This window comes from Pseudomonas sp. PS1(2021) (genome assembly GCF_020405165.1).
GTDB lineage: Bacteria > Pseudomonadota > Gammaproteobacteria > Pseudomonadales > Pseudomonadaceae > Pseudomonas > Pseudomonas aeruginosa.
This window is the reverse complement of the sequence record NZ_CP084484.1, coordinates 964698-989700: the sequence shown is the minus strand read 5'-3', so window position 1 is coordinate 989700 and position 25003 is coordinate 964698. Positions and strand designations below refer to the sequence as shown.

Here is a 25003-nt window from a genome sequence, read left to right as displayed (position 1 = left end):
CCGGAGCACACCACATGAATCCGTCGATCATCCTTTCCGCGCTCCTGCTGGCATCCGCCCAATTGCCCGCCTGGGCGCAGCAGCCGGTCACCGCCCCGGCCCGCAATGCGCAGAACCAGGAGCGTCCGCTGGTCGCCCGAACCCCGGACGACCAGGTAGCAGGCGACTGGGGCCTCCAACCGCAGGAATGGGCGCTATACCGCGAGCTGATGGACGGGCCGCTGGGCATCTATTCGCCTAACCTGGACCCTCTGTCCGCCCTGGGCATCGAGGCCCGCACCGACGAGGAACGGCGGCGCTACGCAGAACTGCAGGTGCAAATCGAAGCGCGCCGCGTCGAGAAGCTGCTTGCCTATCAACGTGCCTACGACGAAGCCTGGCAGCGCCTGAACCCCGGCATGCAACGGGTGAACCTGCCTGACGACAAACCCAGCGGCGGCGCAGTGCGCGGCGGCGGCCGCACGGCGGTGTTCGTCAAGGACGGCTGCGCGGCCTGCGGACAGCTCGTGCAACGCCTGCAATCCTCAGGTACCGAGTTCGACCTGTACATGGTCGGCAGCCGCCAGGACGACGCGCGCATCCGCGACTGGGCCAAGCGCGCACAGATCGACCCGACACGGGTGCGCAGCGGCACCATCACGCTCAACCACGACGGCGGCCGCTGGCTGTCGCTGGGTCTGCCCGGCGATCTGCCCGCGGTCGTGCGCGAGGTGAACGGCCAATGGCAGCGCCAGCCCTGACGGCGCGGTTTCGCGTACTGGTGATCGCTGCTGGCCTGTACGCCTGCGCCGTCCATGCCCAGGAGGTTCCGCCTCCGGCCTATCAGCTTGCCGCCCAACGTGCGGGCATTCCCTCCACGGTGCTCTACGCCGTGGCCTTGCAGGAGAGCGGCATCCGGCGGAACGGACGCATCGTCCCGTGGCCGTGGTCCCTCAACGTCGCCGGCCAATCGCGCCGCTATGCGACCCGCGCCGACGCCTGCGCCGGTTTGCAGCAGGCGATGCGCTCCACGCCGCACACGCGCATCGACGCGGGCCTGGGTCAGATCAACCTCGGCTACCACAAGCACCGCTTCACCAGCCCGTGCGACTTGCTCGATCCGTACCGCAACCTCGCCATCGCCTCCGAGATCCTGAAGGAGCAGCACATCCCGGGGGAGAACTGGCTGCTGGCGATCGGCCGCTACCACCGCCCCGCGGGGGGCGAGCCCGCAGCCCGCTACCGGCGGAGCGTTTCCCGCCACCTCGCCCGCGTGCAGGGCACGCGCCCAACCGCCGCGGTCCTCGCCGCGCGCCAGGAGACCACCCCATGACGAAATCCCATCTGGCCCATCTCGCGGCGAAAGGCCTGCTCGTGCTGCTGGCGGGTCTGCCGCTGGCCTCGCGTGCCGGCGAGCCGCTGATCTTGGTCGAAGACCGTGGCGGCACGTCGGCGCTGCCGTACTACGAAGCCCTGAGCCTCCAGCCGCGCGCCAACACTCCGGCCCGATCGCCCATCCCTGCGACTCAGATCCCGGCCACGCCGGCGGATGAGGCCGCGATGTTGCCGGTGCGCAGCGCCAAGCTCACGCCCGGCACCGTCGCGCGGCGGGTGATCGAGGCCCCGGGCCTGCGTCCCTTCGTGGTCGTGGGCGACGACGAGGCTTCCCAGGCCTGGTTGCGCCGCCATGCAGCCTCATTGCGCGAGCGCGGCGCGGTCGGTCTGGTGGTCAACGTCGAGACCGTGCAAGGCCTGGCGCGGCTGCGCGCACTGGCGTCCGGCGTGCCGCTTGCGCCCGTGTCCGGCGACGACTTGGCCGAGCGCTTGGGCCTGCGGCACTACCCGGCGCTAGTCACGGCCACCGGCATCGAGCAATGAAGCCATGTCGGGGAAACAGCCGGTCGAGGTTCTGCTTCGCCCAGCGGTGGAGCTATATACCGTCGCGGCGTGTGCAGGCGCCGCGTTTCTGTCCCTGGTGGCCCCGTGGTCGCTCGCGCTGAGCCCCGCCATGGGTGTCGGCAGCGCGCTGGCGTTCGGAGCCTATGGCGCGATCCGCTACCGCGATGCCCGCGTCATCCTGTGCTACCGGCGCAACATCCGTCGCCTGCCGCGCTACGTGATGACCAGCAAGGACGTGCCGGTCAGCCAGCAACGTCTGTTTGTGGGACGCGGCTTTCTGTGGGAGCAGAAACACACCCATAGGCTCATGCAGACGTACCGGCCAGAGTTTCGGCGCTACGTCGAGCCGACGCCGGCCTATCGGCTGGCCCGGCGCCTGGAGGAACGGCTGGAGTTCGCGCCGTTCCCGCTGTCCCGGCTATCGAAACTCACCGGCTGGGACGTGCCTTTCAATCCGGTGCGGCCGCTGCCGCCAGTGGGCGGCCTGCCGCGCCTGCACGGCATCGAACCCGACGAGGTGGACGTCAGCCTGCCGCTGGGTGAGCGCGTGGGCCACTCCTTGGTTTTGGGAACGACAAGGGTGGGCAAAACACGTTTGGCCGAACTCTTCGTCACTCAAGACATCCGCCGGAGGAACGCCGCGGGCGAACACGAGGTCGTGATCGTCATCGACCCCAAAGGAGATGCCGATCTCCTGAAGCGGATGTATGTCGAGGCCAAGCGCGCGGGCCGCGAAGGCGAGTTCTATGTCTTCCATTTGGGGTGGCCGGACATTTCGGCACGCTACAACGCCGTAGGCCGATTCGGTCGCATCTCGGAAGTCGCCACCCGCATCGCGGGGCAGCTCTCCGGCGAAGGCAACAGCGCAGCCTTCAGGGAATTCGCGTGGCGCTTCGTCAACATCATTGCCCGCGCCTTGGTGGAACTGGGGCAGCGCCCGGACTACATGCTGATCCAGCGGCACGTCATCAACATCGACGCGCTGTTCATCGAGTACGCCCAGCACTACTTCGCCAAGACCGAGCCCAAAGCCTGGGAGGTGATCGTCCAGATCGAGGCCAAGCTCAACGAGAAGAACATCCCGCGCAACATGATTGGGCGCGAGAAGCGCGTGGTGGCGCTGGAGCAGTACCTATCCCAGGCCCGTAACTACGACCCGGTGCTCGACGGCCTGCGCTCGGCGGTTCGCTACGACAAGACGTATTTCGACAAGATCGTCGCGTCTTTGCTGCCGCTGCTGGAGAAGCTCACCAGCGGGAAGATTTCCCAGCTTCTGGCGCCGAACTATTCCGACCTGGCCGACCCCCGCCCGATCTTCGATTGGATGCAGGTCATCCGAAAGCGCGCAGTCGTCTATGTGGGCCTGGACGCGCTATCCGATGCCGAGGTCGCCGCAGCGGTCGGCAACTCGATGTTCAGCGATCTCGTTTCGGTGGCAGGCCATATCTACAAGCACGGGATCGATGACGGCCTGCCGGGCGCATCGGCTGGCACGCGCGTGCCGATCAACGTCCACGCGGATGAATTCAATGAACTGATGGGTGACGAGTTCGTGCCGCTGATCAACAAAGGCGGCGGCGCCGGTCTGCAGGTCACCGCGTACACGCAGACGCTTTCGGACATCGAGGCCCGTATCGGGAACCGCGCCAAAGCGGGTCAAGTGATTGGCAATTTCAACAATCTGTTCATGCTGAGGGTCAGGGAGACGGCCACCGCCGAACTGCTGACCCGGCAATTGCCGAAGGTCGAGGTCTATACGACCACCATCGTCTCCGGCGCGACCGACAGCTCGGACATCCGCGGCGCGACGGACTTCACCAGCAACACGCAGGACCGCATCAGCATGTCCAGCGTGCCGATGATCGAGCCGTCGCACGTCGTCGCCTTACCCAAGGGCCAATGTTTCGCATTGTTGCAGGGCGGCCAGCTTTGGAAGGTTCGCATGCCGCTGCCGGCACCGGACCCCGATGAGGTCATGCCGCAGGATCTGCAACAACTGGCGGGCTACATGCGCCAGAGCTACAGCGAGGCCACGCAGTGGTGGGAGTTCACCAGTTCCCCGGCGTTGCAGGACGGGGCCTTGCCCGACGACCTGTTGGATGATGCCGCTGCGGCCGAACCTGGCCCGGTGGCCACCGACGACAGCGCCGGCAATGAGGCCTCGCCATGAAGGATGCCGCCTCGACCGCGCAGCGGGAGCAGAACCAGCGCCAAGGCCTGATCGTCGGCACCATCACCTTGCCGTTCCGGCTGCTGGGGGTGCTGATCGGCTCGCTGCTGTTCTCCATTGTCGTGGAGTGCGTCGGAATGCACCTGTTCTGGAAGGACGAGGGCTGGCGACACTCCCAGCAGATGTTGCAGTACGAGTTGGGGCACCTGTCCAACCACTTCACGCGCAGCGTGGTCGTGCAGGAACCGGGGCGCACGGCGCACGAGCTGGTGGATACCGGATACGAATGGGTGTTCGTGCGCTCGGGCTTGCTGGAGCGCATGAGCCAGACCGCCGAGCGCGCCCGTGCACCCAGCCACGGGCAGACACGCAACTTTCGCTACTACATCAGCCAGGCCTATGTCTGGACCGAGAGCTACCTGATCGCCGCAGCCTTCACGACGCTGACCTTCCTTGTGCGCCTGCTGGTCCTGGTGCTCACGTTGCCGCTGATCCTCACCGCGGCATTCGTCGGCCTGATCGACGGCCTAGTGCGGAGGGACGTGCGCCGGTTCGGCGCGGGCCGCGAATCGGGCTTCATCTACCACCGCGCGAAAGCAAGCCTGATGCCGCTGGCCGTTCTGCCCTGGGTCACGTACCTGGCCTTGCCGATCTCGGTGCATCCACTGCTGATTCTGCTGCCGAGCGCCGCCTTGCTGGGGCTGGCCGTGAGCCTGACCGCGGGCAGCTTCAAGAAATACCTTTAGGCGAATGCTGTCCCGCGTGGCTGTAGTGCTCATCGGTTCTGCAGAACATCTAACGCAGCGTCCAACGCCGTAATCGATTCGACAATGACTCTCACTAAGGAGCGGTCGAACTCGTGGTCTCGCTGGGAATCGTGGACACCGCTGTTGAGACACCCCCATTCAATGCTTCCTGCACCAACACCAAGCAGCCGGGTCAAAGCGACAACGACGTCTGGCGCGCCAGCATGCTGCGCGGAGATGCGATCGACGGCTGATCTCAACTTTGCGCATTTGTTGTTCAATTCCCAGGGGGAGCGTGGCCCGCCTAGCTTGAGTTCGATGCGCCCATCTGCTCGCCGGCCCAGCCAAGTCCAGAGACGGTCAGTCAGACTCTCCAGCGCGGGCCGCGCCTGGCGCAGCGCCTCACGCTTCTCATCGGCTGCCAACGCCTGCTGGGCCAACAGGACGTAGTTCTTCGTCGGTGGATCGCTGTCAACGCGCAGCTCATGCTCGCCCTGGTGCGGGAGGAACTTGTAGCGCTTGATGGACCCGGCCCGCCGGGCGCCCAATTCCTGCTGGATCCGGTGCAGAAACTCCTCGGCGTGTGAGGTGAGGATGACCTGCTTGCCGACGAGCAAGCCATCCTCGAAGAAGGTACGCCAGATTCCGTCACGATGGTCATCGTCGATCGCGTTGACGACGTCATCGAAAATGACCACGGGGCACCCCTGCGCGATGTTCTTCGCCAGCAGAATCGCCAGACCCAGGCACTTGATATGCCCTTCGCTGAAGACCACCAGCGCGTCATAGCGCACGCCAGGCTCACCGGTGAACTCTACTTCGATCTTGCCGTTTTCGGCGACAGGCAGCCACAACGCGTGCAAGAGGTCGCCAGGCGGATCAGCACGATTGAATGCGTTGTACAGATTGCGTGCCTGTTCTCCGAGGCCCTGGAGCAGCACGCCCGGCAATGCGGCCAAGTAGGCTTGGATTTCGGGCAAGAAGCCGTCGTAGGCGGCCTTGACCCGCAGGTGGTGCGCGACTACCGGCACTTCGGTTGCGACCGACTCGATCAACTCACGGTTCGCCTCGTCAAATTGGGCCACGGTCTGGCGGGCAGCGGCCATTTCTTGGTCGGCTGTCATGCGTATGGTCCGCAGCCGTTCGATCTCCAGCCGGTGCTGGTCCAGTGCGTCCCGCTCCCGGGCCAGCGCCCCGCGCAGGGCATGCGCTTCGCGGGCTTGCGCGTCGGCGCGCTCGATGATTTCCGTGACCTGCAGCAGAGCGTTCCAGGCACGCCGGTCGCCATCGACCCATGCGCCAAGCCAGGCGCCTGTCGAGGTAGGCGGCAATGGAGGCAGGCCTGCTGCCTGCAACTGTGCAGGACAAGCGTTTGCGCCAACCGCGACTACCCGACGCATCTCGTCCCACAGCGCCCGCACCGCCTCGCTCAACTGCGTCCGTAGGCCGGCTTCCTGCTGCTGGAGGGTGGCCAACTGCGCGAGCTGCTCCAGGCCCGTGCGGGCCTTGGCGAAAGGATCCTGTGCGACAGCAGCCAATCCGGTTCCGCATGCGGGACAGGTGGTCGCCCCGTCAGTCAAGGCCAGCACAGCCTCGTAGAGCTTAGCGTACGACACTTCCCCAGCACGCGCCGAAAGCTGTCCGGTGGCCGCCTGCCACAGGCCTTGAAGGTGATAAGCCTCATCCAGCAGCGTCTGCAGCCGCGCTTGGCTCACCTCATGAACGGCAGGTGGGACGGCAACCAGTTGCGCCTGGACGTACGGCAGCCGCCCTTGCTGCTCCGGTGTGCCGAGCAGCCAGTCAACGCAAGCCTGGTACGTCGCGCCGGGCGACATTCGTTGCGCCAGCGCTTGCTCGGAGTTCTCCACCGCCGCGATCTTTTGCGGATAAGCAGCGATCGTCTGTTCAGAGTTCGCCAACTGCAAGCGCCGCTGCGCGAGTTGAGTAGCCTGGGCGCCGACGAGCATCAGGTCTTGGTCGAGCGCGGGATTGAAGCCGCGCACGAAGTCGCTGAACTGATCCACGCCAAACAAGGTAGCGATGAGCTGCCGCTGATCGCCCGGAGTACGCGCCGCGATGCGGGCGAAGTCATCGAGGCGGTTCTTTTCGATGAAGCAGAAGCGGTACTCCGCTTCGTTGGGCTGCACAGCCTGGGCCTGGTCTGGTGCTCCGGAAGACAGGACGGGCGCGACATGGCGACGCAACCGGGCATTGTTGCAGTATGTCCGTTGGTCGACCCGCTTGACTTGGGCCTCGCTGATGGAGCCGAGCATCGCCACTTCCAGCGCCTCGCAGAAGCTGCTCTTGCCGGTACCGTTGGCGCCATAGACCAAAGTGATGTCGTGGCTGAGGTCGAATGTCTCTTGCCGCATGAATCCGCGAAACGGTCCCACCTCAAGCTGGCGCAGGCGCCCCAGCGCCGGCCCGACTTCGGGTCCGTGGCCATCTCCCTGGTACGCGACCGGCATCTGCGCCAAATGGGCGACGGCCAGTGGCGCCATGCGGGTGGAGCGTCCACGGCGCGCTGCACCAACTTCAGCCAGAGGTTGCAGGTGATCAAGCACCAGATGCGCGAGCCGGCACACGTCGTCATGCACCTGGCGTTGCGCCAAGTGCGCCAAGAAGCGGTGGTACTCCGAATGAATGCTTGCCATGCAGCCCCCTCTACACAGGAAGACGCTTCGATGGCGTCCTTGATGATGTTGATCGGTCGCCAGCGCAGTAGGCACAGGCGGGTCATGCTTCCATTCGCTATTACGGTTTGTGGAAGTTCTCAGCAAAATAGTCGATGACCTGCCCCGCTTGGGATCCCTGACGGAAACGCTTTTGCTCCTCGAAGTCGATCGAGGGCAGCATATGGATCAGTTGATGATCGGCGTACAGCGCCATGACCTTCTCGGCATCCAGTACCCCGGCGCGTTGTCCGGTAAGCGTATTCGCCGCTTCGATGGCCGCGCCGATCATCACGTCCGCCACTTGCACTGCAGGACTGTGCTTTGAATCGATCTGAGTCACGGACTGAAGCTTGAGCGGAAAGGTGATGCTGGCGATCTCCGATTGACGAAACGTGATCGGTTTCTCATGGCGGATGTACCGCTGCAGCAGGTCGTGATAAGTGAGCAGGTTCTTGGACTGATCGTGCTCGACCCGATACGGGCCGTCAGCCATGATTTCCATCCGACTGACCAGGGACTGCAGCACCACGAAAGCAGCATCGGTGTTGACGCCCGGCGTGACGATCGCCTTCAGGCATTCAGGGGCAGCGAACTGCGCAAGCGGGCCAAGCGCTTCCGGCAGTTCCCACCAGCGCGATGCGCACGCCGCATCGATCAGGTTCCCAAGCGCCTCCGAGCTCTTTTCCTTCACCGCGCGCTGGAAGCTGACCAACAGCCGGTCGAGCGCGCCTTTGCCGAGGAGCGTCGGTCCAACCGTATACAGCAGCGACGCAAGCGAGTAGTTCTGCCCGTCTTCGTAGAAGTCCATGCCGCGCTCGTAGTAGAACGGCTCGACCGCGTAGTCCAGGAACATCAGCAGCAACAGGTAGCGCTTGTCGCAGACGTAGGTCACGCACTTGTGGTCGGTTAGCAAGTCGCGCTGCAGCGCCATCAGACGGGGGTGATTGGCTGGGCGCCGAGCCAACGCCCGGTACTTGAGTTCGTCCGCCTGAAGCTTGGGAAAGTGCTCCCGGATCAGGCGCCCGGCCTCGTCATCCTCAATGGCGATGGCCGTCGCTCCTTGGAACCGCTGCTCAGGGTTCATCAGGTCAAAGCCGGTATAACCACTTTCATCGATCCGGAAGCATTCCATTCAACTCTTCCCCTGGACAATGGACACTCCGATCCTGTCGGCCAATTCGAGCACGGCATCGTAGGCACCGACGTCGTTGTGCGAAGGCTCAGACGCGGCCGAGGATGGTTCACTAGGTGGCTCGCCATCGGCGGGCAGATTGGCGCATCGCTTAGTCATGGGTCATTTCAAGAATTTCATCCACAGCGGCCGCAATGACACGGTCCGGTGCCGAAGCGAGTAGATCCTGGGGACGATTTCCACCCAGGAAGCTGTTTTCGGAGCGGAACCAATAAGCCATGCCCCAGCCGTCTTTGTGTCCTTCGAAGGTTTCAATCACTTTGGCCAGCGATTTCAGTGGACGGAAACCAGCGTCACGATCCAGCCCGTAGTCCGGAAAGTAATCGATGCCACCGTGGTTGATAGCGAAGATTTGGCGTTGCTTCTTCCACTTATTGGGCTGAGCGCTCGGGTTCCGGGTGCTCAGTTCCGCGAGTTGTGCGATGTTCGCGGCGGTCAACCAGTCTCCACTTTCCAACACCGCCTTACGCGCCTGCACCAGCAGGCTCGCTTCCTTGAGCAGCCGGGGCGACAGCGGATTGCGCGGCACGAGCATTTCTGCCAGCCGTTCGAGCGATTCGCGGTCCTGACGTTCAAGCAGCACCTCGAACATGGATGAAGCGACGTTGGTGAAGTTTTCCGCCAATGCCGCGAAAACACTGGGCTTGATGTGGTCGAACGCCACCACCAGCACGTGGTCAGCCTGCGACCGAGCGAGTTGAGCCTGAATCTCTTTGGGCGTACCCACAAGGGTCGACACGCCGAGACGGTCTGCAACGACGCTCATGACTGACTCCTCAAATGGGTTATTTACGCTATTTGATATTACTATATCGACCATAACCTTCAATGCCCAGACACTTCGGATTCTTGGGACCTAAGGAGCACACCGTGCACCCCACCACGCTTTATGTAGTCGGCAATGGATTCGACCTGTGGCACGGCATTCCATCGGGCCTCGGACAGTTCAAGGAGTATGTCCTGGCCACAGACCGGGACATTCATCGCGAGGTCGAGGACTACCTTCCAGCCGGAGACGACTGGTGCGACTTGGAATTAGCCCTGGCTGAACTGGATGCCGATATGCTGGTCGACAACTTGGGGCACTTCATGGGGGCCTATGGTGCCGAGGACTGGAGTGATTCAGGGCACCACGACTTTCAGTACGAGGTGGGGAACGTCGTCGAGCGACTGTCCAAGGGGCTTCGGACGCGCTTTGCCGAATGGATCCGAGACTTGCCCATCCCGACACACGACACCGCCCCGCGACGGCTTGCGACGCTGGATCCACAGGCGCTGTTCCTGACCTTCAACTACACGAGCACGTTGGACACTCTCTATGGCATCGATCTGGCACGTGTTCTGCACATCCACGGCCGATCCGATGCGGCAGACGATGAGTTGGTCTTGGGCCACGCCTGGAATCCCCAATCCCGCCCCTCGCTCAACGACCGTCCGGATATCGAGGAGATCGATACCCGGGTGGCTGAAGCCAACGACATCATCGACGACTACTTCTCAGCCACCTTCAAGCGTTCCGAGGAACTGATCGCCCAGCATAGGACGTTTTTTCAGGCGTTGGGAGCCATCCAGAAGGTCGTCGTGCTTGGCCACTCTCTGTCCCCCGTGGATGCGATCTACTTCCAGGCGCTCCTTCAGCAGCCCAGCGTTGCCGCGGCGCGATGGACAGTCGCATGCCGCAGCAAACAAGAGTGGCCTGATAAGGAACAACGGCTCGTCGCCCTGGGTTTGTGGCCGGGTGCTGGACAGCCATCTTCTTGGGACGCACTGTAGAACAAAGCGTCGTTCGCTCCTGTATTTGCGGATCGCTGCGCACCTAATCCGGTCGGCCCCAGTTCCTATTGTTTGTGGCCTAAAGCAGCCCTGATCTCCACGATCAAGCCATTGCTGATTTCACAGGAATGGCGCGATGTTGGCTCCGATCTGGCTGCGCGCCGCGCATCGCGGCGTGCCCACTTTTCTCGTGACGGCCCTCCTGCTGGGCCAGTCCCCGATGGCGTTGGCCGAGCCCCCCACGCAGCGCCAGGAACTGGTCGCGGCGCTGCGCCAGCTCGACGCGCTGGAGCGCACCGTCGCCGACAGCGCCGCGCATGCCCCCATCCAGCCGGGAGAGCGCTACCACTTCGATTACCCGCGGCTGCTGGCTGACCTAGCGCGCGTGCGCGCCGGTATCCAGGCCCACCTCTCACCTTCGCGTGCCCAGCCGCGCGACCCCTCCGAACTGGCCGGCGACTACCGCACTGAGCGGGCCGTCGAGCCATCGCCGACGACCGCGGAGGTCAAGCCATGAACGGCGCCCAGGTCTCGGCATTTCAAGCCAACAGCGGCATCGCGCCTTCCGCGATGGCGACCGTCTTGGTCGGCGTCGTGTTCGCGGTCCTGCTCGTCTGGGGCGTCTGGGCCATCCGAACGGCCTACGTGGGGTGGTCCGAGAGCCACCTCAACCAGCGCCAGTTCCTCGGCGTCTGCATCCGCTTCGTCGCGATGTACCTCGTCCTGAGTTTCTTCCTCCTCTCCTGACCTGAAAGGCCTGACCATGCAAAACCGCATCCTCACTTCCCGTTTTGTCCAGCGCGCCACCGTGGCTCTGGGCGCCGCCGCGCTGCCCGCGCTGTCGTTCGCGCAGGGGTTGCCGCAACTGGAGAACCCGACCCGCGGCACGGGCAACGGCATCATGGAAACGATCAGGAACTACGGCTACGACATCATCATGCTCGTGGCCCTGCTGGTTGTGGCGTCGATGTTCATTGGCGTGTGCTACCACGCCTACGGCACCTACGCGGAAATCCACACTGGTCGCAAAACCTGGGGCCAATTCGGCCTCACGGTCGCCATCGGCGCGGTGCTGCTCGTGATCGGCATCTGGCTGCTCACCGAAGCCACCGGCATCCTGTAAGGCGAGGCCGGTATGTCCGAGCAGCAGCACGTCCGTGCTGACGGGACGGTCACGTTCCTTCCGCACCGGCTCAACCGCCATCCCGTTGTCGTGCGCGGCCTCACCGCCGACGAGCTGTGGATCTGCTGCGGCCTGTCCGGCGCCGCCGGCCTGCTGGTCGGTGCGCCGCTGTCCTGGGTGTTCCGCACGATCGCGCTCGCGCCCACGTTCGTCGTGCTGGGCGTGGCCTTCGGCGTGTTCATCGGGGGCGGCATCCTGCGTCGCCTCAAGCGTGGGCGTCCCGACACCTGGCTGTATCGGCAACTCCAGTGGCGCATCGCCACGCGCTATCCGCTGGTGGCGGGCTGGGTGGGCGGCCATGTGCTGATCTCACGCTCCGGCTTCTGGACCACCCGAAGGTCTGCTGCAAGGGGGGCACGATGAGCCGCTTCAAGAACGAGATCACCCATCTGCAGGCGCACATCAAGACGCTTCGCCTGGGTGCTGGCGCGCTGGTCATCGTCGCCCTGGTCATGGGCGGCGGCTGGTGGAGCGCTCCGCGCGACCTGACCATCCACGTCCCGCCTGATCTGCGCTCCGGCAGTACCCGCAAGTGGTGGGAAGTGCCGCCCGAATCGGTCTATGCGTTCACGTTCTACGTGTTTCAGACCCTCAACCGCTGGCCGACGAATGGCGAAGAGGACTATGCGCGTAATCTCCACACGCTCTCGCCGTACCTCACCCCATCCTGCCAGGCCTTCCTGCGGGCGGACTACGACTATCGCCGCTCCACGGGCGAGCTGCGTCAGCGCGTGCGCGGCATCTACGAAATCCCCGGTCGCGGCTACGGTGACGACCCCACGGCGCGCGTGCGCGTGGTGTCCGACCGCGACTGGGTGGTGACGCTGGACATCACCGCAGACGAGTACTACGGGGCGGAACAAGTCAAGCGGGCTTTGGTGCGCTACCCCGTGAAAGTCACGCGGGTGGACATCGATCCCGCTCGCAATCCGTTTGGCCTGGCGCTCGACTGCTACGAGGGTGCGCCCCAGCGCATCAGCACACCGGAGCCGTCGCGCCCGGCACCTGGCGGCCTGTCTCCGCAAGCGCCTCAAGGAGAAACCCCATGAAGCACCTTGTACTCGCACTGCTGGGGCTGCTGGCCGTCGCCTCGGCTCCTTTTGCCCAGGCCGTGGAGATCCTTCGCTGGGAACGCATGCCCCTGGCCGTGCCCCTGCGTGTCGGGCAGGAGCGCGTCGTGTTTATCAACCGGAACGTCCGCGTGGGCGTGCCCGCGGGCGTCGGCGAGCGCTTGCGGGTGCAGAGTGCGGGCGGCGCGGTGTACCTGCGCGCGAGCGAGCCGATCGAGCCCACACGGCTGCAATTGCAGGATGCCGACACGGGCGCGCTGATTCTGCTCGATATCGCGGCCGAGCCGGCCAAGGACGGCGAAGCCGAGTTGGAGCCGGTGCGCATCGTCGAGGGCGACAGCGCCCCGACGCGCTATGGCGATCAAGCCGACGGAGCAGACGACGCCCCGGCGCGCGCCCAGGACCAGGCAGGCGCGCGGGCAGCGCGGCGTGAAACCCCGGTTCCGGTCGTGCTGACGCGCTTCGCCGCGCAGAACCTCTACGCACCGCTGCGCACCGTGGAGCCGCTGCCGGGCGTCATGCGGGTGAACCTGCGCCGCGATCTCGACCTCGGCACGCTGGTGCCGACGCTGCCGGTGCGCGCAGTTGCGCTCGCCTCGTGGCGTCTGGAAGACCAGTGGGTCACAGCCGTGCGCCTCACCAATAGCAGCGGCGGCTGGATCACCCTGGACCCGCGCGTGTTGCAGGGCGATTTCCTCACCGCCACCTTCCAGCACGAAGCACTCGGCCCGCGCGGGACGCCAGAGGACACGACCGTCCTGTACTTGGTGACGCGGGGGCACGGCCTCGCGCAATCGCTGCTGCCGGCGATCAACCGCTTCGACCCAGCCGTGCATCTGCCGCAGCCCGAAGCCGAGGCCACCGACGACAAGGAGGCCCGCCATGCGCAGTAACGGACTCCTGAAGTGGTTAATGATCCCCGTGGCCCTGCTGGTGCTGTTCGTCGCCATCCGGCTGTTTTCGGGTGGAGGCTCGTCGGCGCCGCCCGCTGCGGATGCCGGCGCCAAGCTCACGCCGGAGGAGATGAAGGCGCTGGGCATCGAGGGCGATACCCCCCGCGATACCGTGGCGACGCTCGTGGCGCAAGTGAAGCAGTTGCGCACCGAACTGCAGACGGCGCTGTCCGACAACAAGTCCCAGCGCGAAGAGAACCAGCGCCTGCGCCAACGCGAGAACTCGATCGACCAGCGCATCAATTCGGCGCTGGAGACCGAGCGCTCCAACCTGCGCCGCGACCAGCAGCAGGCAGCCAGCGAACGCCAGCAGACCGAGGGACTGCTCGCCGACCTGCAGCGGCGCCTGGAAGGCATCGGCGGGCGCGGCGGCGGCCACGCCGATCTACCCGTGGGCCTGGGGCTGCGTAACGGCGACGAGGCAGGCATGGAAGGCGGCGTGCGCTGGGTCGAGCCGGACGACGCGAAGCCCGCTGATGGGCGTAACGGCAGTCGCGGCACGGGTGGCGGCATGAGCTTTCCGACGAGCTTCGGCCCCGCGCAGAGCACGCTGGAAACCACGGCACAAACCGTGGCGAACGCGGGCGCCCGCGCCGCAGGCGTCAAGAGCGCCAAGCCGGTCTATACGGTGCCGACCAACTCGACGCTGATGGGATCGGTGGCAATGACGGCGCTGATCGGCCGCGTGCCGATCGACGGTACGGTCAACGATCCGTATCCGTTCAAAGTCCTGGTCGGTCCCGACAATCTCACGGCAAACGGTATCGACATTCCCGACGTGGCGGGCGCCGTGTTTTCCGGCACGGCCTCGGGCGACTGGACGCTCTCTTGCGTGCGCGGCCAGGTGCGCAGCATCACCTTTGTGTTCCATGACGGGACCATTCGGACGATTCCCGAAGACCGCGACGGCAACCAGCAGAACAACCAGCAGCAGAACTCTCAAAGTGGGGGCCTGGGCTGGATCAGCGATCCCTATGGCATTCCCTGCGTCAGCGGAGAGCGGCGCAGCAACGCCCAGCAGTACCTCGGTTCGCAGGCGCTGATCACCGCGGCGGGTGCTGGCGTGGCCTCGCTCATCGACAGCGACAGCGGTCAGATGTCCTACGTGGGCGCAGACGGTTCCATCGGCAGCGTCGGCATTTCCAGCAACGAGGCCGTAGGTCGCATCCTGGCCGGTGGCGTGCGCGACATGGCCGATTGGGTGAACAAGTTGTACGGCCAGGCCTTCGCCGCCGTCTATGTCCAACCCGGCGCAAAGGTCGCCGTCCACCTCGAAAAGCCGCTCGCCATCGATTTCGATCCCGAAGGTCGCAAGGTCGATCACCGTGCAGGAGAAAGCCATGCTCTCGAACTTGAATAAGGGCCTGGCGCTGGCCCTTGCCGTCGCGGTGCTCGGCGGCTGCGCCACCAGCAAGGAAAAGCTGCTGCCCCACGGCGACAGCACGATGATGGACATCTGGCAGCAGAACGCCGGTGACGGCGGCGGTGGCGCCGGCCAGGTGGCACGCAGGCAATTGCTCGACGCGCGCCAGAGCCTGCGCCGGCCGCTGACCGAGATGGATGTACAGGCCGCGCCCGCCGAGCAGATGCGCTACACGCGCACAGCGCGCAACGAGGTCTATCGCCAGTTCCAGCGCCTGCCGAATCCCGACCTGGTGATGTACGTGTACCCGCACCTGGCAGGCACGGACCCGGTGCCCGTGCCGGGCTATACGACGGTTTTTCCCTTGTACCAGCGCGTGCAGTACGCCATGCCGGGCGAGCGCGTGGAGGACTACTGATGCGCTGGAAACTCCCCTGGCACAAGTCGGCCGCGCCGAAGCTGGCCGCATCCGGCGCAGGCGATGACGAGCGGCCGGAGGGCTGGCAACGCCACGTCGAGGCCTTGCGCCAGGCCGGCATCCCAGAACCCGGCACGGCGGTCCATGGCCGCAGGCCGGCGACCGTGGCCGACGAGCAGGCGCTGTACGACGTCGCGCCGTCGTTCGCGGAATTCCTGCCCTGGGTGGAGTTCCTGCCCGATTCGAAGTCCATGCTGCTGGAAGACGGGCAATCGGTCGCGGCATTCTACGAGCTGGTGCCGCTGGGCACCGAGGGCCGGGAACCCGGCTGGCTCGCGCATGCCCGCGACGCCTTGGAGAACGCGCTCCAGGACTCGTTCGATGAACTGGACGAGAACCCCTGGGTACTCCAGCTCTACGCCCAGGACGAACCCAGCTTCGACCAGTACATGCAGACCCTGCGCGACTACGTGCAGCCGCGCGCCCGCAATACGGCTTTCACCGAGTTCTACCTTCGCTTCTTCGGACACCACCTGCGCGCGGTAGCGAAGCCGGGCGGGCTGTTCGAGGACACGGTGGTCACGCGGCTGCGTTGGCGCGGCCAGACGCGGCGCGTGCGCATGGTCGTCTATCGCCGGGCCACCGGGCAGGCGAGCCGCCGCGGCCAGACGCCCGAGCAGATGCTGAACATCGTCTGTGATCGCCTGTGTGGCGGGCTGGCGAACGCCGGCATCCAGGCCCGGCGCATGGTCGCGGCCGACGTCCATGACTGGCTACTGCGGTGGTTTAACCCGCGTCCCACGCTGCTCGGCCCTGGGGTCGAGGACCGCGAACGCTTCTATGCGCTGGCACGCTACCCCGACGAGACAGAAGACGGTGAGATCGAGCTGGCGAGCGGACGGGATTTCAGCCAGCGGCTTTTCTTCAGCCAGCCACGTTCGGACGCGGAGCACGGCACCTGGCACTTCGACGGCATGCCGCATCGTGTGCTGGTCACTGACCGGCTGCGCATGCCGCCCGGCACGGGGCATTTGACTGGCGAAACTCGCAAAGGCGATGCGATCAATACGCTGTTCGATCAGATGCCCGAGGACACGACGATGTGTCTGACCATGGTGGCGACCCCCCAGGACATCCTCGAATCGCACCTGAACCACCTGGCGAAGAAGGCAGTCGGCGAAACACTGGCATCGGAACAGACGCTCAAGGATGTGCAGGAGGCCCGCTCGCTGATCGGCAGCGCGCACAAGCTGTACCGGGGAACACTGGCGTTCTATTTGCGCGGCCGGGATGAAGCCGAACTGGACCGGCGCGGCCTTGATCTGGCGAACGTGATGCTTAACGCCGGTTTGCAGCCCGTGCGCGAGGACGATGAAGTCGCGCCTTTGAACAGTTATCTGCGCTGGCTGCCGTGCTGCTACAACCCGAGCCAGGATCGACGGAACTGGTTCACCCAACTGATGTTCGCCCAGCACGTGGCGAACCTCTCACCGGCCTGGGGCCGCAGCCAGGGCACGGGCCATCCGGGTAATACGTTCTTCAATCGAGGCGGCGGGCCGATCACCTTTGACCCGCTCAACCGCCTGGATCGGCAGATGAACGCGCACCTGTTCCTGTTCGGCCCCACCGGCTCCGGCAAAAGCGCAACGCTCAACAACCTCTTGAACCAGGTCACGGCCATCTACCGGCCGCGCCTCTTCATCGTGGAAGCCGGCAACAGCTTCGGCTTGTTCAGCGATTTCGCCAAGCGCCTGGGCCTGACTGTGAACCGGGTCAAGCTGGCCCCTGGCTCGGGCATCAGCCTGGCGCCGTTCGCCGACGCGCGTCGGCTGATCGAAACGCCGAGCGACGTGCAGACGCTGGATGCCGATGTGCTGGACGAGGACATGCCACCCGATGCATCGGCCATGGAAGCGGACGAGCAGCGCGACGTACTCGGCGAGTTGGAAATCACCGCACGGCTGATGATCACCGGCGGCGAGGATAAAGAAGAGGCCCGGATGACGCGGGCCGATCGCTCGCTCATCCGCCAGTGCATCCTCGACGCCGCCGAGCATTGCGTGGCCGAGAAGCGCACGGTGCTCACGCGCGACGTGCGCAACGCGCTGCGCGAGCGCGGCCAGGACCCAACGCTGCCAGAGATGCGGCGCGTGCGGCTGCTGGAGATGGCAGATGCCATGGACATGTTCTGTCAAGGCACCGATGGCGAAATGTTCGACCGCGACGGCACGCCGTGGCCCGAGGCCGACATCACCCTGGTCGATCTGGCGACCTATGCCCGCGAAGGCTACAACGCGCAGCTTTCCATCGCCTACATCAGCCTGATCAGCACGGTGAACAACATCGCCGAGCGCGACCAGTACCTGGGCCGCCCGATCATCAACGTGACCGATGAAGGGCACATCATCACCAAGAACCCGCTGCTCGCGCCCTACGTCGTGAAGATCACGAAGATGTGGCGCAAGTTGGGTGCCTGGTTTTGGCTCGCGACGCAGAATATCGACGATCTGCCGCGCGCCGCGGAACCCATGCTCAACATGATCGAGTGGTGGATCTGCCTGTCGATGCCGCCGGACGAGGTAGAGAAGATCGCCCGGTTCCGCGAACTCTCGCCCGCGCAGAAAGCGCTGATGCTTTCGGCGCGCAAAGAGGCGGGGAAATTCACCGAGGGCGTCATCCTCTCCAAGAGCATGGAAGTGCTGTTCCGCGCCGTGCCGCCGAGCCTGTACCTCGCGCTCGCGCAAACCGAACCCGAAGAGAAGGCAGAGCGCTACCAGCTCATGCAGCAATACGGCTGCACCGAGCTGGAAGCAGCTTTCAAGGTCGCCGAGAAGATCGACCAGGCACGCGGCATCGAGTCGCCGGCCTTGGAACTGTCGTAAGCCGGAGAACACCATGGAGCAGAAGCGTCCTTCCATTCCGATACAAGTCCAGGCGTTCCGCCGTCGCCACAGGCGGCCCCGCTGGCCTTGGGCCTTGACTGCTGCGCTGGTCGCGCTGCTGCTGATCTGGCTCGTGTCCCGGTCGCCCGGCGAATCCTCATCGCAGTCGCCCACGCCGGCTAGCACGGCGCAGATGGCCGGGCCGCCCTGGAAAATGGGCAACCCCGAGGGCCGTTTCACACTGACGCTCTATGCCGATCTGGAATGTCCGTTCTGCCGGGAGTACTTCCCGCAGCTCAAGCGCTGGGTCGGCAGCAACGCCGACGTGACCCTGCAATGGCATCACCAGCCGCTGGCTGCGCACGAGCCGGCCGCGTTGGCCGAGGCGCGTCTGGTCGAGTGCGTCGCCGAAGCCGGCGGGCATGCTGCCTTCTGGCGAGCCGTCGAGTGGGTCTATGCCCACACGCGCAGCGACGGCCTGGGACTGCCCGATGGCCTGCGCTACCCCGAATCGACGCCGGCCGTCGAGCAGTGCATGGCAAGCGAGCGGGTCGACGCGGCCATCCGCGCCCAGGCCGCGGAAGCCACGAAAAGCGGCGTGACGGCCACGCCGTCGCTGCGCCTGCTCGATCGCCAGACGGGTCAGTCCATCCTGCTGCAGGGACCGATCGAAGGCGATGCCTTGCTGTCGGCCATGGACATGCTGTCCGCTGATGAACCACCCGCCACACCCGCCACCGAAATGCCTGCCGACGTTGTCGGCGACATGCCCAGGTAGCCCGCGGTCCTTGAGGCTACGGCGCAGTCTTCTGCGCTGACCGCTCCCCGTTCGCTCCGCATCCTGGCCGCGAACAATCACCTCTGCGTGGTGGTGGATGCACCTTGTTCCGTTGTTCTCATCCCCAGGAGGGCTTGCCCTCCCAGGGCGTGCGCCCTCTGATCTCATCATCCGGAGGTTCGCCATGTCTCTCGTCGTCAATGACTCCTGCGTGGAGTCGCTTTCCGCTGTCGCAGCCCAGCGTGAGGACTGGATCATCCAGCAGGCTATCGCGCTGCTGGAGAGACGGATCTTCAAAGTCGGACCGTGCCTCAGCCGACCGGCCGCCGTGCGGGACTACCTGCGTCTAAAACTGGTCGCTGAGCCCAACGAGGTATTCGCAATCGTTTTCCTGGACAGCATGCACCAAGTGTTGGCCTACGAGCCGATGTTCAGGGGCACGATCAATTCGACTGCGGTCTATCCCCGTGTCGTCGTGCAGCGTGTATTGGAGCTGAAAGCCGCCGCAGTGGTCTTCGCGCACCAGCACCCCTCGGGTGTCACTGAGCCGTCGAGCGCCGATCGTGCGCTGACCCAGCAACTGCAGGCAGCGCTGGCGCTGATCGATGTTCGGGTACTGGATCACATCATCGTTGGCCAGGGGATTCCGTACTCCTTCGCGGAGCACAGCTTGCTGTAGCGCATCGTTCATTGATCACAACGGGGGCTTCGGCCTCCGTTTCTTCCTTGCCCCGAAGCAAGCAGGTATGCGGGGTGTCCGCGATGCGCATTGTTTGTGGGGGCTGCACCGGATTCGGCGTTTGACTATGGCCCTGATCAACTTCCGGGGCACGTGTCATGCCAGCATCTTTTCCCAGGTTCGCGCCAAGCTGGCGAGCCCTTGGCCTGGCCGTTGCACTGCCGGTGTCCTTGGGTGTCTTTAGTCCGGCCACATTCGCTGCCGATGTGCTGGTCATCACCGACAGCCGCCATCCGGTCAAGACCATGGGCGGCGAGCGGCTGATCGAGCTGGACGAAGCGCACCGGATCGAAGCGGAGCTTTCTGCGGAACTGCCCGCCGAACCCGAGCAGGCGACCGCCATCGTCAAGCGCCGACTGAACAGCGGCGGCACCGATCTCCAACGCCGCATCGCTTCCGCCTACCAGGGCGTCACCGACGCGTGGAGCCTGGGCATCACCAGCATCCCGGCCGTCGTGGTGGATCAACGCTACGTCGTCTATGGCGAACCGGATGTGGCCCGCGCAGTCGCTCGCATCGAGCAGCACTGGAGGGCCCAGCCGTGACCCGCCCATTCGACCTGATGCGCCGCCTGCGTGCTGGCGTGGCGTCCGTTCTGCTGCTCAGCGCCACGGGCAGCTACGCGCTCAACACCGCAACCATCGTCGGCTCGGTGGCATCGCCAGACTGCCTCGAATACCGCGTCGTCGGGATCTGCTACTGGCTCTACTGCACCTGGACGGGCTGTACGGTACGCACGTCCATCAAGGTCCGCCACTACATCCCCGATGCGATCGTCTCCAGCTACAGCAACACCGGCGAAAACCCCTGGATCGAAGTCCGGCCGATGAGCACGCCCAACCCATCCGCCCAAACCGGCGGGGACGGAACGACGAACGAGGACCACGAAAACAACCTCGCCAAGTTCAAGAACGCGGACGTCATCGGGCACCCGGGCGTCGAGGTGTTCAACCAGTTCGTGTCGTCCTCGGGCTACTTCTGCGAGGGTGCGGGCACGGCGTTCATGCCGTACTTGCTCGGCACCCTGGACACGCTGGCCTGGCGCTACAACGTGCCCGAGATGGCCTACCCGGAGGCGCTAATTCCCGGCATGCGTGAGGTCGGTGCACGCACCACGATGAACCTCTGGGGCAACGTGTATCCCCGCGGGGGTTTCCTGCACCAGACCGACGACCACAAGGCCAGTGCAGTGGTGGCCCAGCGCGCAGGCGATGTCGTCACGCGCCGGGGACAGATCCACGTTTATCAGCCGCTGCTCGCCAACTCCCGCGATGGCTACTGGCCGGCTGGCGCGCTCATGGAGAGCGATGCCTCGACGGGCAAGTGGCAGGAACTCACGCCAGTCCTGTCCTCGTCCTGCTCGGTCTTCCGCGCAGCGGCGCCCTGACACAGGCCCGGCAAGGCGATTACGCCTGGGCGCTGTGGCGGCCCTATGCGTGCTGCGAACGCCGGGGCCAGGTGTTTCTCGGCAGCGTCGATTTCCTCTGAGGTGGTGCCATGAAGTTCCGTCCTGCATTCAATCCGTTCTCCCGCCGGGTACGTCGCACGAGGATCGTCATGGCGGTGGCCGGTGCGCTCGCGCTGACGAGCGGTGTGGCCTGGAGCCAACTGGGCTACCAGACCGGCGGCAGTGTCATCGGCGATGACGTCATGTACTCGATCGGCGGCGGAAACGCCGTGTCGATGGGACGTGCGGCTGGCATGCGCTCTCTCGGGGTCGGCGTGGGCTGGAACAGCAACTTGATCTGCGGTGACATGAGCATCCAGACCACGTTGAAGAATCAGCTCAACGGCGTCACCAACGGCTTCCAGCAAATCATGTCATCGGTGATCCAAAGCGCCACCAGCGCGGTGGCGTCGTTGCCGGCACTGATCATTCAGCGGGCCGATCCCGGCCTCTACAACCTGCTCACCAATGGCGTGTTGCAGGCACGGCTCGATTTCGACCGCTCCAAGCTGACGTGCCGTGCCATGGCGGAGAGGATGGCCGAGACGGCGGGCGGGCAGCTCGGCTGGAGCCAGATGGCAGAAGGCTTGGCGCTGCGCGATGCGGTGTCGAGCACGGATGCGGTCTCGGCCGTCGAGCAGGCCGAGACGCGCCGCGGCAATGACGGTGTGCCGTGGGTCGGGGGCAGCAACGCGGGAGGCTCCGGCCAGCCCGCGATCAAGGTCGTCGGCGATGTCACCCGCGCCGGCTACAACCTGGTCAACGGCCGCGGCGTGACCGATACATCGTCCATCGCACCGACCAGTTGCAGCAGTCTCTCGTGCCAGACCTGGACCTCGCCGCAGGCCGCCGTCGAGTGGGCCACGCGCGTACTCGGCGAGAAGGAACAGCGCACTTGCGATGCCTGCACCAAGACCGAGACGACGCCCGGCGTAGGGCTGACGCCGTTGATCCAAGAAGAATACGACGCCAAGCTGCAGGCGCTCCAGGATCTGGTGTCCAAGGCGAAGAACACGACGCCCGAGAACCTGCGCGAGGCTGGCAGTGCATCGCTGCCCATCACCCGCGGCGTGATCGAGGCGCTGCGTGACGAGCCGGACCAGCACCTGCTGTCGCAGCGCCTGGCGTCCGAGGTCGCGCTGTCCTCCGTGCTGGAGAAGGCGCTGTTGCTACAGCGCACGCTGCTCACGGGCAAGAAAGAGCCCAACGTCGCGGCCAACGAGCTTGCGGTGGAGGCCGTGAACAAGGAGAGCGATACGCTCGACCGCGAGATCCAGAACCTCAAAACGGAACTGGAACTGCGCCGCGAGCTGGCCAACAACTCGCCGATGGCCATCATTCAGCGCCATAGCACGCGCGCTTCGGGTTCGCGCGGCATCTACGAGGGCGATCCGGTGCCCGACCGTCTCGACCAACTCCAGAAGGGCAATCCGGGAGGTCGGCCATGAGCGAGGCTCGCATGACTTGGCGTCCACTACGCTGGCTGTTCAGCCGGCACGCGGCGAAAACCCTGCTATGGCTTGTGCTGGTCGTGGCCGCCGCCGTAGGGGCCAACGTCGCGGGCATCTACCTGGTCGGCAGTGTCGCGGCCTGGGAGCGGTGGCTGGCGGCGTCCGCAGGGTATTTCTTCATCTGGCGACTGTGCCTGTACGGCGGTACGGCCTATGGATGGGTCTGGATGCGCCGTCGGCTGCTGGCCCGCGAAGACAGCACGCAGGCGCGACGTCGGCTGATCCGCGCAGAGGTCGCCGGCGTCCTTGCCATTGTGGCGCTCGAAGCCAGCCTGTTGATGCAGGCCGCTTGAGGGGAGATCGAGGCAATGACGCTTTTCACGACCGACTACCTGGAGTACTACCTCACCCTCGTGTCCTGGATCGTCAACAACGGCATCTGGGCCGTGCTGGTGTCCAGCGGGGTGTTTGCGCTGCCCTTTGTGGCGATCGTCATCCAGGAATGGCTCAAGGCCAGAGCGGAGGGCGCCGACGAAGGCAACAAGGGCGTGCTCTCGGCGGCGCGCATCGAGAACCGAGTATTTGTGGCCATCGTGGTCGTGATGTTCGCCGGCATTCCGTTCATCGACGTCGACCTCAGCACTATCCAGTACGACAGCTCGCGCTCGGCGCAGTGCCAGGTCAGCGTGCCGCAGCCCGCGCAAACTGGCTGGTCGCAGTCCTTCAGCACCATCAACAACCAGTCGGCGAAGGTTCCGGTCTGGTGGGCTTTCATGCACGCGCTTTCGCGCGCCGTCACGAGCGCCTCGGTGGCTGCGATCCCGTGCGGCACGGATCTGCGGCAGATGCGGATGGAGATCGATGCCACACGCATCGACGACCCGGTGCTGGCCCAAGAAGTGGCGGATTTCACGCACGATTGCTATGGACCGGCTCGCGCCAAATTGTTCATGGCGCGGCCGGAGCTGGACGAAACGCAGATGAACGATGTGACCTGGATCGGTTCGAGGTTTTTCACGGACACGGGCGGTTACTACGACAGCTACCGCTCTAGCACGGCGCGCGAGGCATGGCCCTATGACGACACCCGCGACGCTGGGCTTGCGCAGGTTGCCAATGGTGGCGGCTACCCGACCTGCAGGCAGTGGTGGTCCGACGGCAGTAACGGACTGCGCGCGCGGCTGCTGGGGCAAGTGGACCCAAGCCTGCTGAATCGCCTGGCGGGCTGGGCTGGATTCCTGAGCCGGGCCGAGGTGGACGACTCCGTGATCCGCGCCATCGCGTCACCGCGGCAGCAGAAATTGAACCAAGGCAGCGTCTATACGGACTACGGCGGTCAGATCGACAAGACATTGCCCAATGTCGTCAACCGTGCCACCAGCGATGTTGGCTTGGCGGTTGGGGCTCTCGCCGCCTTCCCGGCAATGGACGTAGTGCGCCAAGCACTGCCCATGGTGCTCGCGCTGCTCAAGATGGCGCTCGTGATCTGCATTCCGCTAGTGCTGGTCGTGGGCACCTATGACCTGAAGATGGTCGTCACCGTCAGCACCGTCCAGTTCGCGCTGTTCTTCACGGACTTCTGGTTTCAGCTCGCACGCTGGATCGACAGCACCATCCTCGATGCGCTCTACGGGTGGGGCTTTGGCTGGAACCGGCCGCATACCAACTTCGACCCGCTGGTGGGGCTGAACAATGCCTTCGGCGACATGCTTTTGATGTTCGTCACCGGCACGATGTTCTTGGTCCTGCCGACTTTCTGGGTGGCAGCGCTTGGGTGGGTCGGAGTAAAAGCCGGGGTAATCGCTCAGAACCTGGCTGTCGGTTCCAAGGAAGCACGCGACAGCGCGGGATCAGGCGTAAACAAGGTTACCGGCAAGGTGCTTTGATCGGTCGCCCATTTCAGTCGTTGAACGGATCGTTCGGGTCGTGCGGGTCGATCCGCTGACCGCTGGACGAATACAGGCCAAAGCCTGCCTCGCCGTTTCGCAGTTCGTCCGGTTGCGTCCAGCGATCATCATTGACCGTCGAATTGCTGGCCGTCCATGCTGCGGCAACCCCAACCAGAAGCACCAACGCCAGCCAGAACGCGGCGTAGAACAGCAATCCCAGCGCGACCAGCTTCACTACCCATACGAGCACGGTGGCCCCGGCAAGCGGCATCCCCTTGGAGGCGAGCCAACACGACAACCTTCGCTCGCCGCGCGCATAGGCGCGCCATCCACGGCCAACGCTGCGGCCGAGGCGTTCTGCGGTGCTGATGCGGGTTGTCGTGTTCATGGTCGTCT

General features: G+C 65.0%; 25 protein-coding genes and 1 pseudogene. 22 read left to right on the top strand and 4 right to left on the bottom strand.

All coding sequences use genetic code 11. From position 1 onward, the window contains the following. Positions 1 to 14 precede the first annotated feature (14 nt). Genes LE197_RS04795 through LE197_RS04775 form a run of 5 tightly spaced genes read left to right on the top strand, consistent with a single transcriptional unit; the run spans position 15 to position 4794 of the window. Entirely contained in the window at positions 15 to 740 is a 726-nt protein-coding gene (locus tag LE197_RS04795) for a TIGR03759 family integrating conjugative element protein (protein ID WP_009876594.1), read from the top strand. Then, positions 722 to 1312, top strand: a complete 591-nt coding sequence (locus tag LE197_RS04790) for a transglycosylase SLT domain-containing protein (RefSeq protein ID WP_009876595.1) — start codon at positions 722 to 724, stop codon at positions 1310 to 1312. Before LE197_RS04795 ends, LE197_RS04790 begins: the two co-directional genes overlap by 19 nt. Next, positions 1309 to 1857, top strand: a complete 549-nt coding sequence (locus tag LE197_RS04785; protein ID WP_009876596.1) for an integrating conjugative element protein — start codon at positions 1309 to 1311, stop codon at positions 1855 to 1857. The genes LE197_RS04790 and LE197_RS04785 overlap by 4 nt, the downstream gene beginning before the upstream one ends. 4 nt (positions 1858 to 1861) lie before the next feature. Beyond that, entirely contained in the window at positions 1862 to 4048 is a 2187-nt protein-coding gene (traD, locus tag LE197_RS04780) for a type IV conjugative transfer system coupling protein TraD (protein ID WP_011871448.1), read from the top strand. Further along, positions 4045 to 4794: a TIGR03747 family integrating conjugative element membrane protein gene (locus LE197_RS04775; RefSeq protein WP_009876598.1), complete on the top strand. Its 750-nt coding sequence runs from the start codon at positions 4045 to 4047 to the stop codon at positions 4792 to 4794. Before traD ends, LE197_RS04775 begins: the two co-directional genes overlap by 4 nt. 29 nt (positions 4795 to 4823) lie before the next feature. Here the strand turns inward: LE197_RS04775 and LE197_RS04770 are convergent, their stop codons facing one another. The 3 genes from LE197_RS04770 to LE197_RS04760 form a co-directional block, all read right to left on the bottom strand. Further along, positions 4824 to 7448 carry an ATP-binding protein gene (locus LE197_RS04770; RefSeq protein ID WP_011871449.1) on the bottom strand — a complete coding sequence of 875 codons (2625 nt, stop codon included), beginning with the start codon at positions 7446 to 7448 and terminating at the stop codon, positions 4824 to 4826. A 100-nt stretch (positions 7449 to 7548) separates the two neighbouring features. Further along, positions 7549 to 8601 (bottom strand): DUF3800 domain-containing protein, encoded by a 1053-nt coding sequence (locus tag LE197_RS04765; RefSeq protein WP_011871450.1) that lies wholly within the window; start codon positions 8599 to 8601, stop codon positions 7549 to 7551. Between the two features lie 151 nt (positions 8602 to 8752). Further along, positions 8753 to 9427, bottom strand: a complete 675-nt coding sequence (locus LE197_RS04760) for a hypothetical protein (RefSeq protein ID WP_011871451.1) — start codon at positions 9425 to 9427, stop codon at positions 8753 to 8755. 104 nt (positions 9428 to 9531) lie between these two features. On the opposite strand from LE197_RS04760, the gene LE197_RS04755 reads away from it, so the two are divergent. The 17 genes and pseudogenes from LE197_RS04755 to LE197_RS04675 all read left to right on the top strand — a co-directional run bounded on the left by LE197_RS04755 (position 9532) and on the right by LE197_RS04675 (position 24604). After that, positions 9532 to 10434, top strand: a complete 903-nt coding sequence (locus LE197_RS04755; RefSeq protein WP_017514686.1) for a bacteriophage abortive infection AbiH family protein — start codon at positions 9532 to 9534, stop codon at positions 10432 to 10434. A gap of 136 nt (positions 10435 to 10570) precedes the next feature. Continuing rightward, the gene (locus LE197_RS04750; RefSeq protein WP_009876602.1) at positions 10571 to 10951 is read left to right on the top strand and encodes an RAQPRD family integrative conjugative element protein; all 381 of its coding nucleotides are present in this window, start codon (positions 10571 to 10573) and stop codon (positions 10949 to 10951) included. Beyond that, a complete protein-coding gene (locus tag LE197_RS04745) occupies positions 10948 to 11181 on the top strand; it encodes a TIGR03758 family integrating conjugative element protein (RefSeq protein WP_009876603.1) in 234 nt (77 codons plus the stop codon). Before LE197_RS04750 ends, LE197_RS04745 begins: the two co-directional genes overlap by 4 nt. Before the next feature lie 16 nt (positions 11182 to 11197). Then, positions 11198 to 11557, top strand: coding sequence for a TIGR03745 family integrating conjugative element membrane protein (locus tag LE197_RS04740; RefSeq protein WP_009876604.1), 360 nt, complete (start codon positions 11198 to 11200; stop codon positions 11555 to 11557). A 12-nt stretch (positions 11558 to 11569) separates the two neighbouring features. Then, a complete protein-coding gene (locus LE197_RS04735) occupies positions 11570 to 11980 on the top strand; it encodes a TIGR03750 family conjugal transfer protein (protein WP_003158639.1) in 411 nt (136 codons plus the stop codon). After that, entirely contained in the window at positions 11977 to 12666 is a 690-nt protein-coding gene (locus tag LE197_RS04730) for a PFL_4703 family integrating conjugative element protein (RefSeq protein ID WP_009876605.1), read from the top strand. Before LE197_RS04735 ends, LE197_RS04730 begins: the two co-directional genes overlap by 4 nt. Next, on the top strand, positions 12663 to 13580 hold the full coding sequence (locus LE197_RS04725; RefSeq protein ID WP_009876606.1) for a TIGR03749 family integrating conjugative element protein: 918 nt from the start codon (positions 12663 to 12665) through the stop codon (positions 13578 to 13580). Before LE197_RS04730 ends, LE197_RS04725 begins: the two co-directional genes overlap by 4 nt. Next, positions 13570 to 15000: a TIGR03752 family integrating conjugative element protein gene (locus tag LE197_RS04720; RefSeq protein ID WP_011871453.1), complete on the top strand. Its 1431-nt coding sequence runs from the start codon at positions 13570 to 13572 to the stop codon at positions 14998 to 15000. Before LE197_RS04725 ends, LE197_RS04720 begins: the two co-directional genes overlap by 11 nt. Continuing rightward, positions 14981 to 15421 carry a TIGR03751 family conjugal transfer lipoprotein gene (locus LE197_RS04715; protein ID WP_003158644.1) on the top strand — a complete coding sequence of 147 codons (441 nt, stop codon included), beginning with the start codon at positions 14981 to 14983 and terminating at the stop codon, positions 15419 to 15421. The genes LE197_RS04720 and LE197_RS04715 overlap by 20 nt, the downstream gene beginning before the upstream one ends. Next, positions 15421 to 18303: a conjugative transfer ATPase gene (locus LE197_RS04710; RefSeq protein WP_009876609.1), complete on the top strand. Its 2883-nt coding sequence runs from the start codon at positions 15421 to 15423 to the stop codon at positions 18301 to 18303. Before LE197_RS04715 ends, LE197_RS04710 begins: the two co-directional genes overlap by 1 nt. A 13-nt stretch (positions 18304 to 18316) precedes the next feature. Further along, entirely contained in the window at positions 18317 to 19081 is a 765-nt protein-coding gene (locus LE197_RS04705; protein WP_011871455.1) for a DsbA family protein, read from the top strand. A 184-nt stretch (positions 19082 to 19265) separates the two neighbouring features. Beyond that, the gene (locus LE197_RS04700; protein ID WP_009876611.1) at positions 19266 to 19760 is read left to right on the top strand and encodes a JAB domain-containing protein; all 495 of its coding nucleotides are present in this window, start codon (positions 19266 to 19268) and stop codon (positions 19758 to 19760) included. A gap of 158 nt (positions 19761 to 19918) precedes the next feature. After that, positions 19919 to 20365, top strand: a complete 447-nt coding sequence (locus tag LE197_RS04695; RefSeq protein ID WP_011871456.1) for a TIGR03757 family integrating conjugative element protein — start codon at positions 19919 to 19921, stop codon at positions 20363 to 20365. Then, positions 20362 to 21308 (top strand): annotated as a pseudogene (locus LE197_RS04690) (TIGR03756 family integrating conjugative element protein). Before LE197_RS04695 ends, LE197_RS04690 begins: the two are co-directional and overlap by 4 nt. A gap of 69 nt (positions 21309 to 21377) precedes the next feature. After that, positions 21378 to 22715, top strand: a complete 1338-nt coding sequence (locus LE197_RS04685; protein WP_009876614.1) for an integrating conjugative element protein — start codon at positions 21378 to 21380, stop codon at positions 22713 to 22715. After that, positions 22712 to 23071 carry a hypothetical protein gene (locus LE197_RS04680; RefSeq protein ID WP_009876615.1) on the top strand — a complete coding sequence of 120 codons (360 nt, stop codon included), beginning with the start codon at positions 22712 to 22714 and terminating at the stop codon, positions 23069 to 23071. The genes LE197_RS04685 and LE197_RS04680 overlap by 4 nt, the downstream gene beginning before the upstream one ends. A gap of 15 nt (positions 23072 to 23086) precedes the next feature. Further along, positions 23087 to 24604: a conjugal transfer protein TraG N-terminal domain-containing protein gene (locus LE197_RS04675; protein ID WP_009876616.1), complete on the top strand. Its 1518-nt coding sequence runs from the start codon at positions 23087 to 23089 to the stop codon at positions 24602 to 24604. Positions 24605 to 24617: 13 nt separating this feature from the next. Here LE197_RS04675 and LE197_RS04670 read toward each other — a convergent pair whose 3' ends face one another. Then, positions 24618 to 24995, bottom strand: coding sequence for a DUF3742 family protein (locus LE197_RS04670; protein WP_011871459.1), 378 nt, complete (start codon positions 24993 to 24995; stop codon positions 24618 to 24620). Positions 24996 to 25003 lie beyond the last annotated feature (8 nt).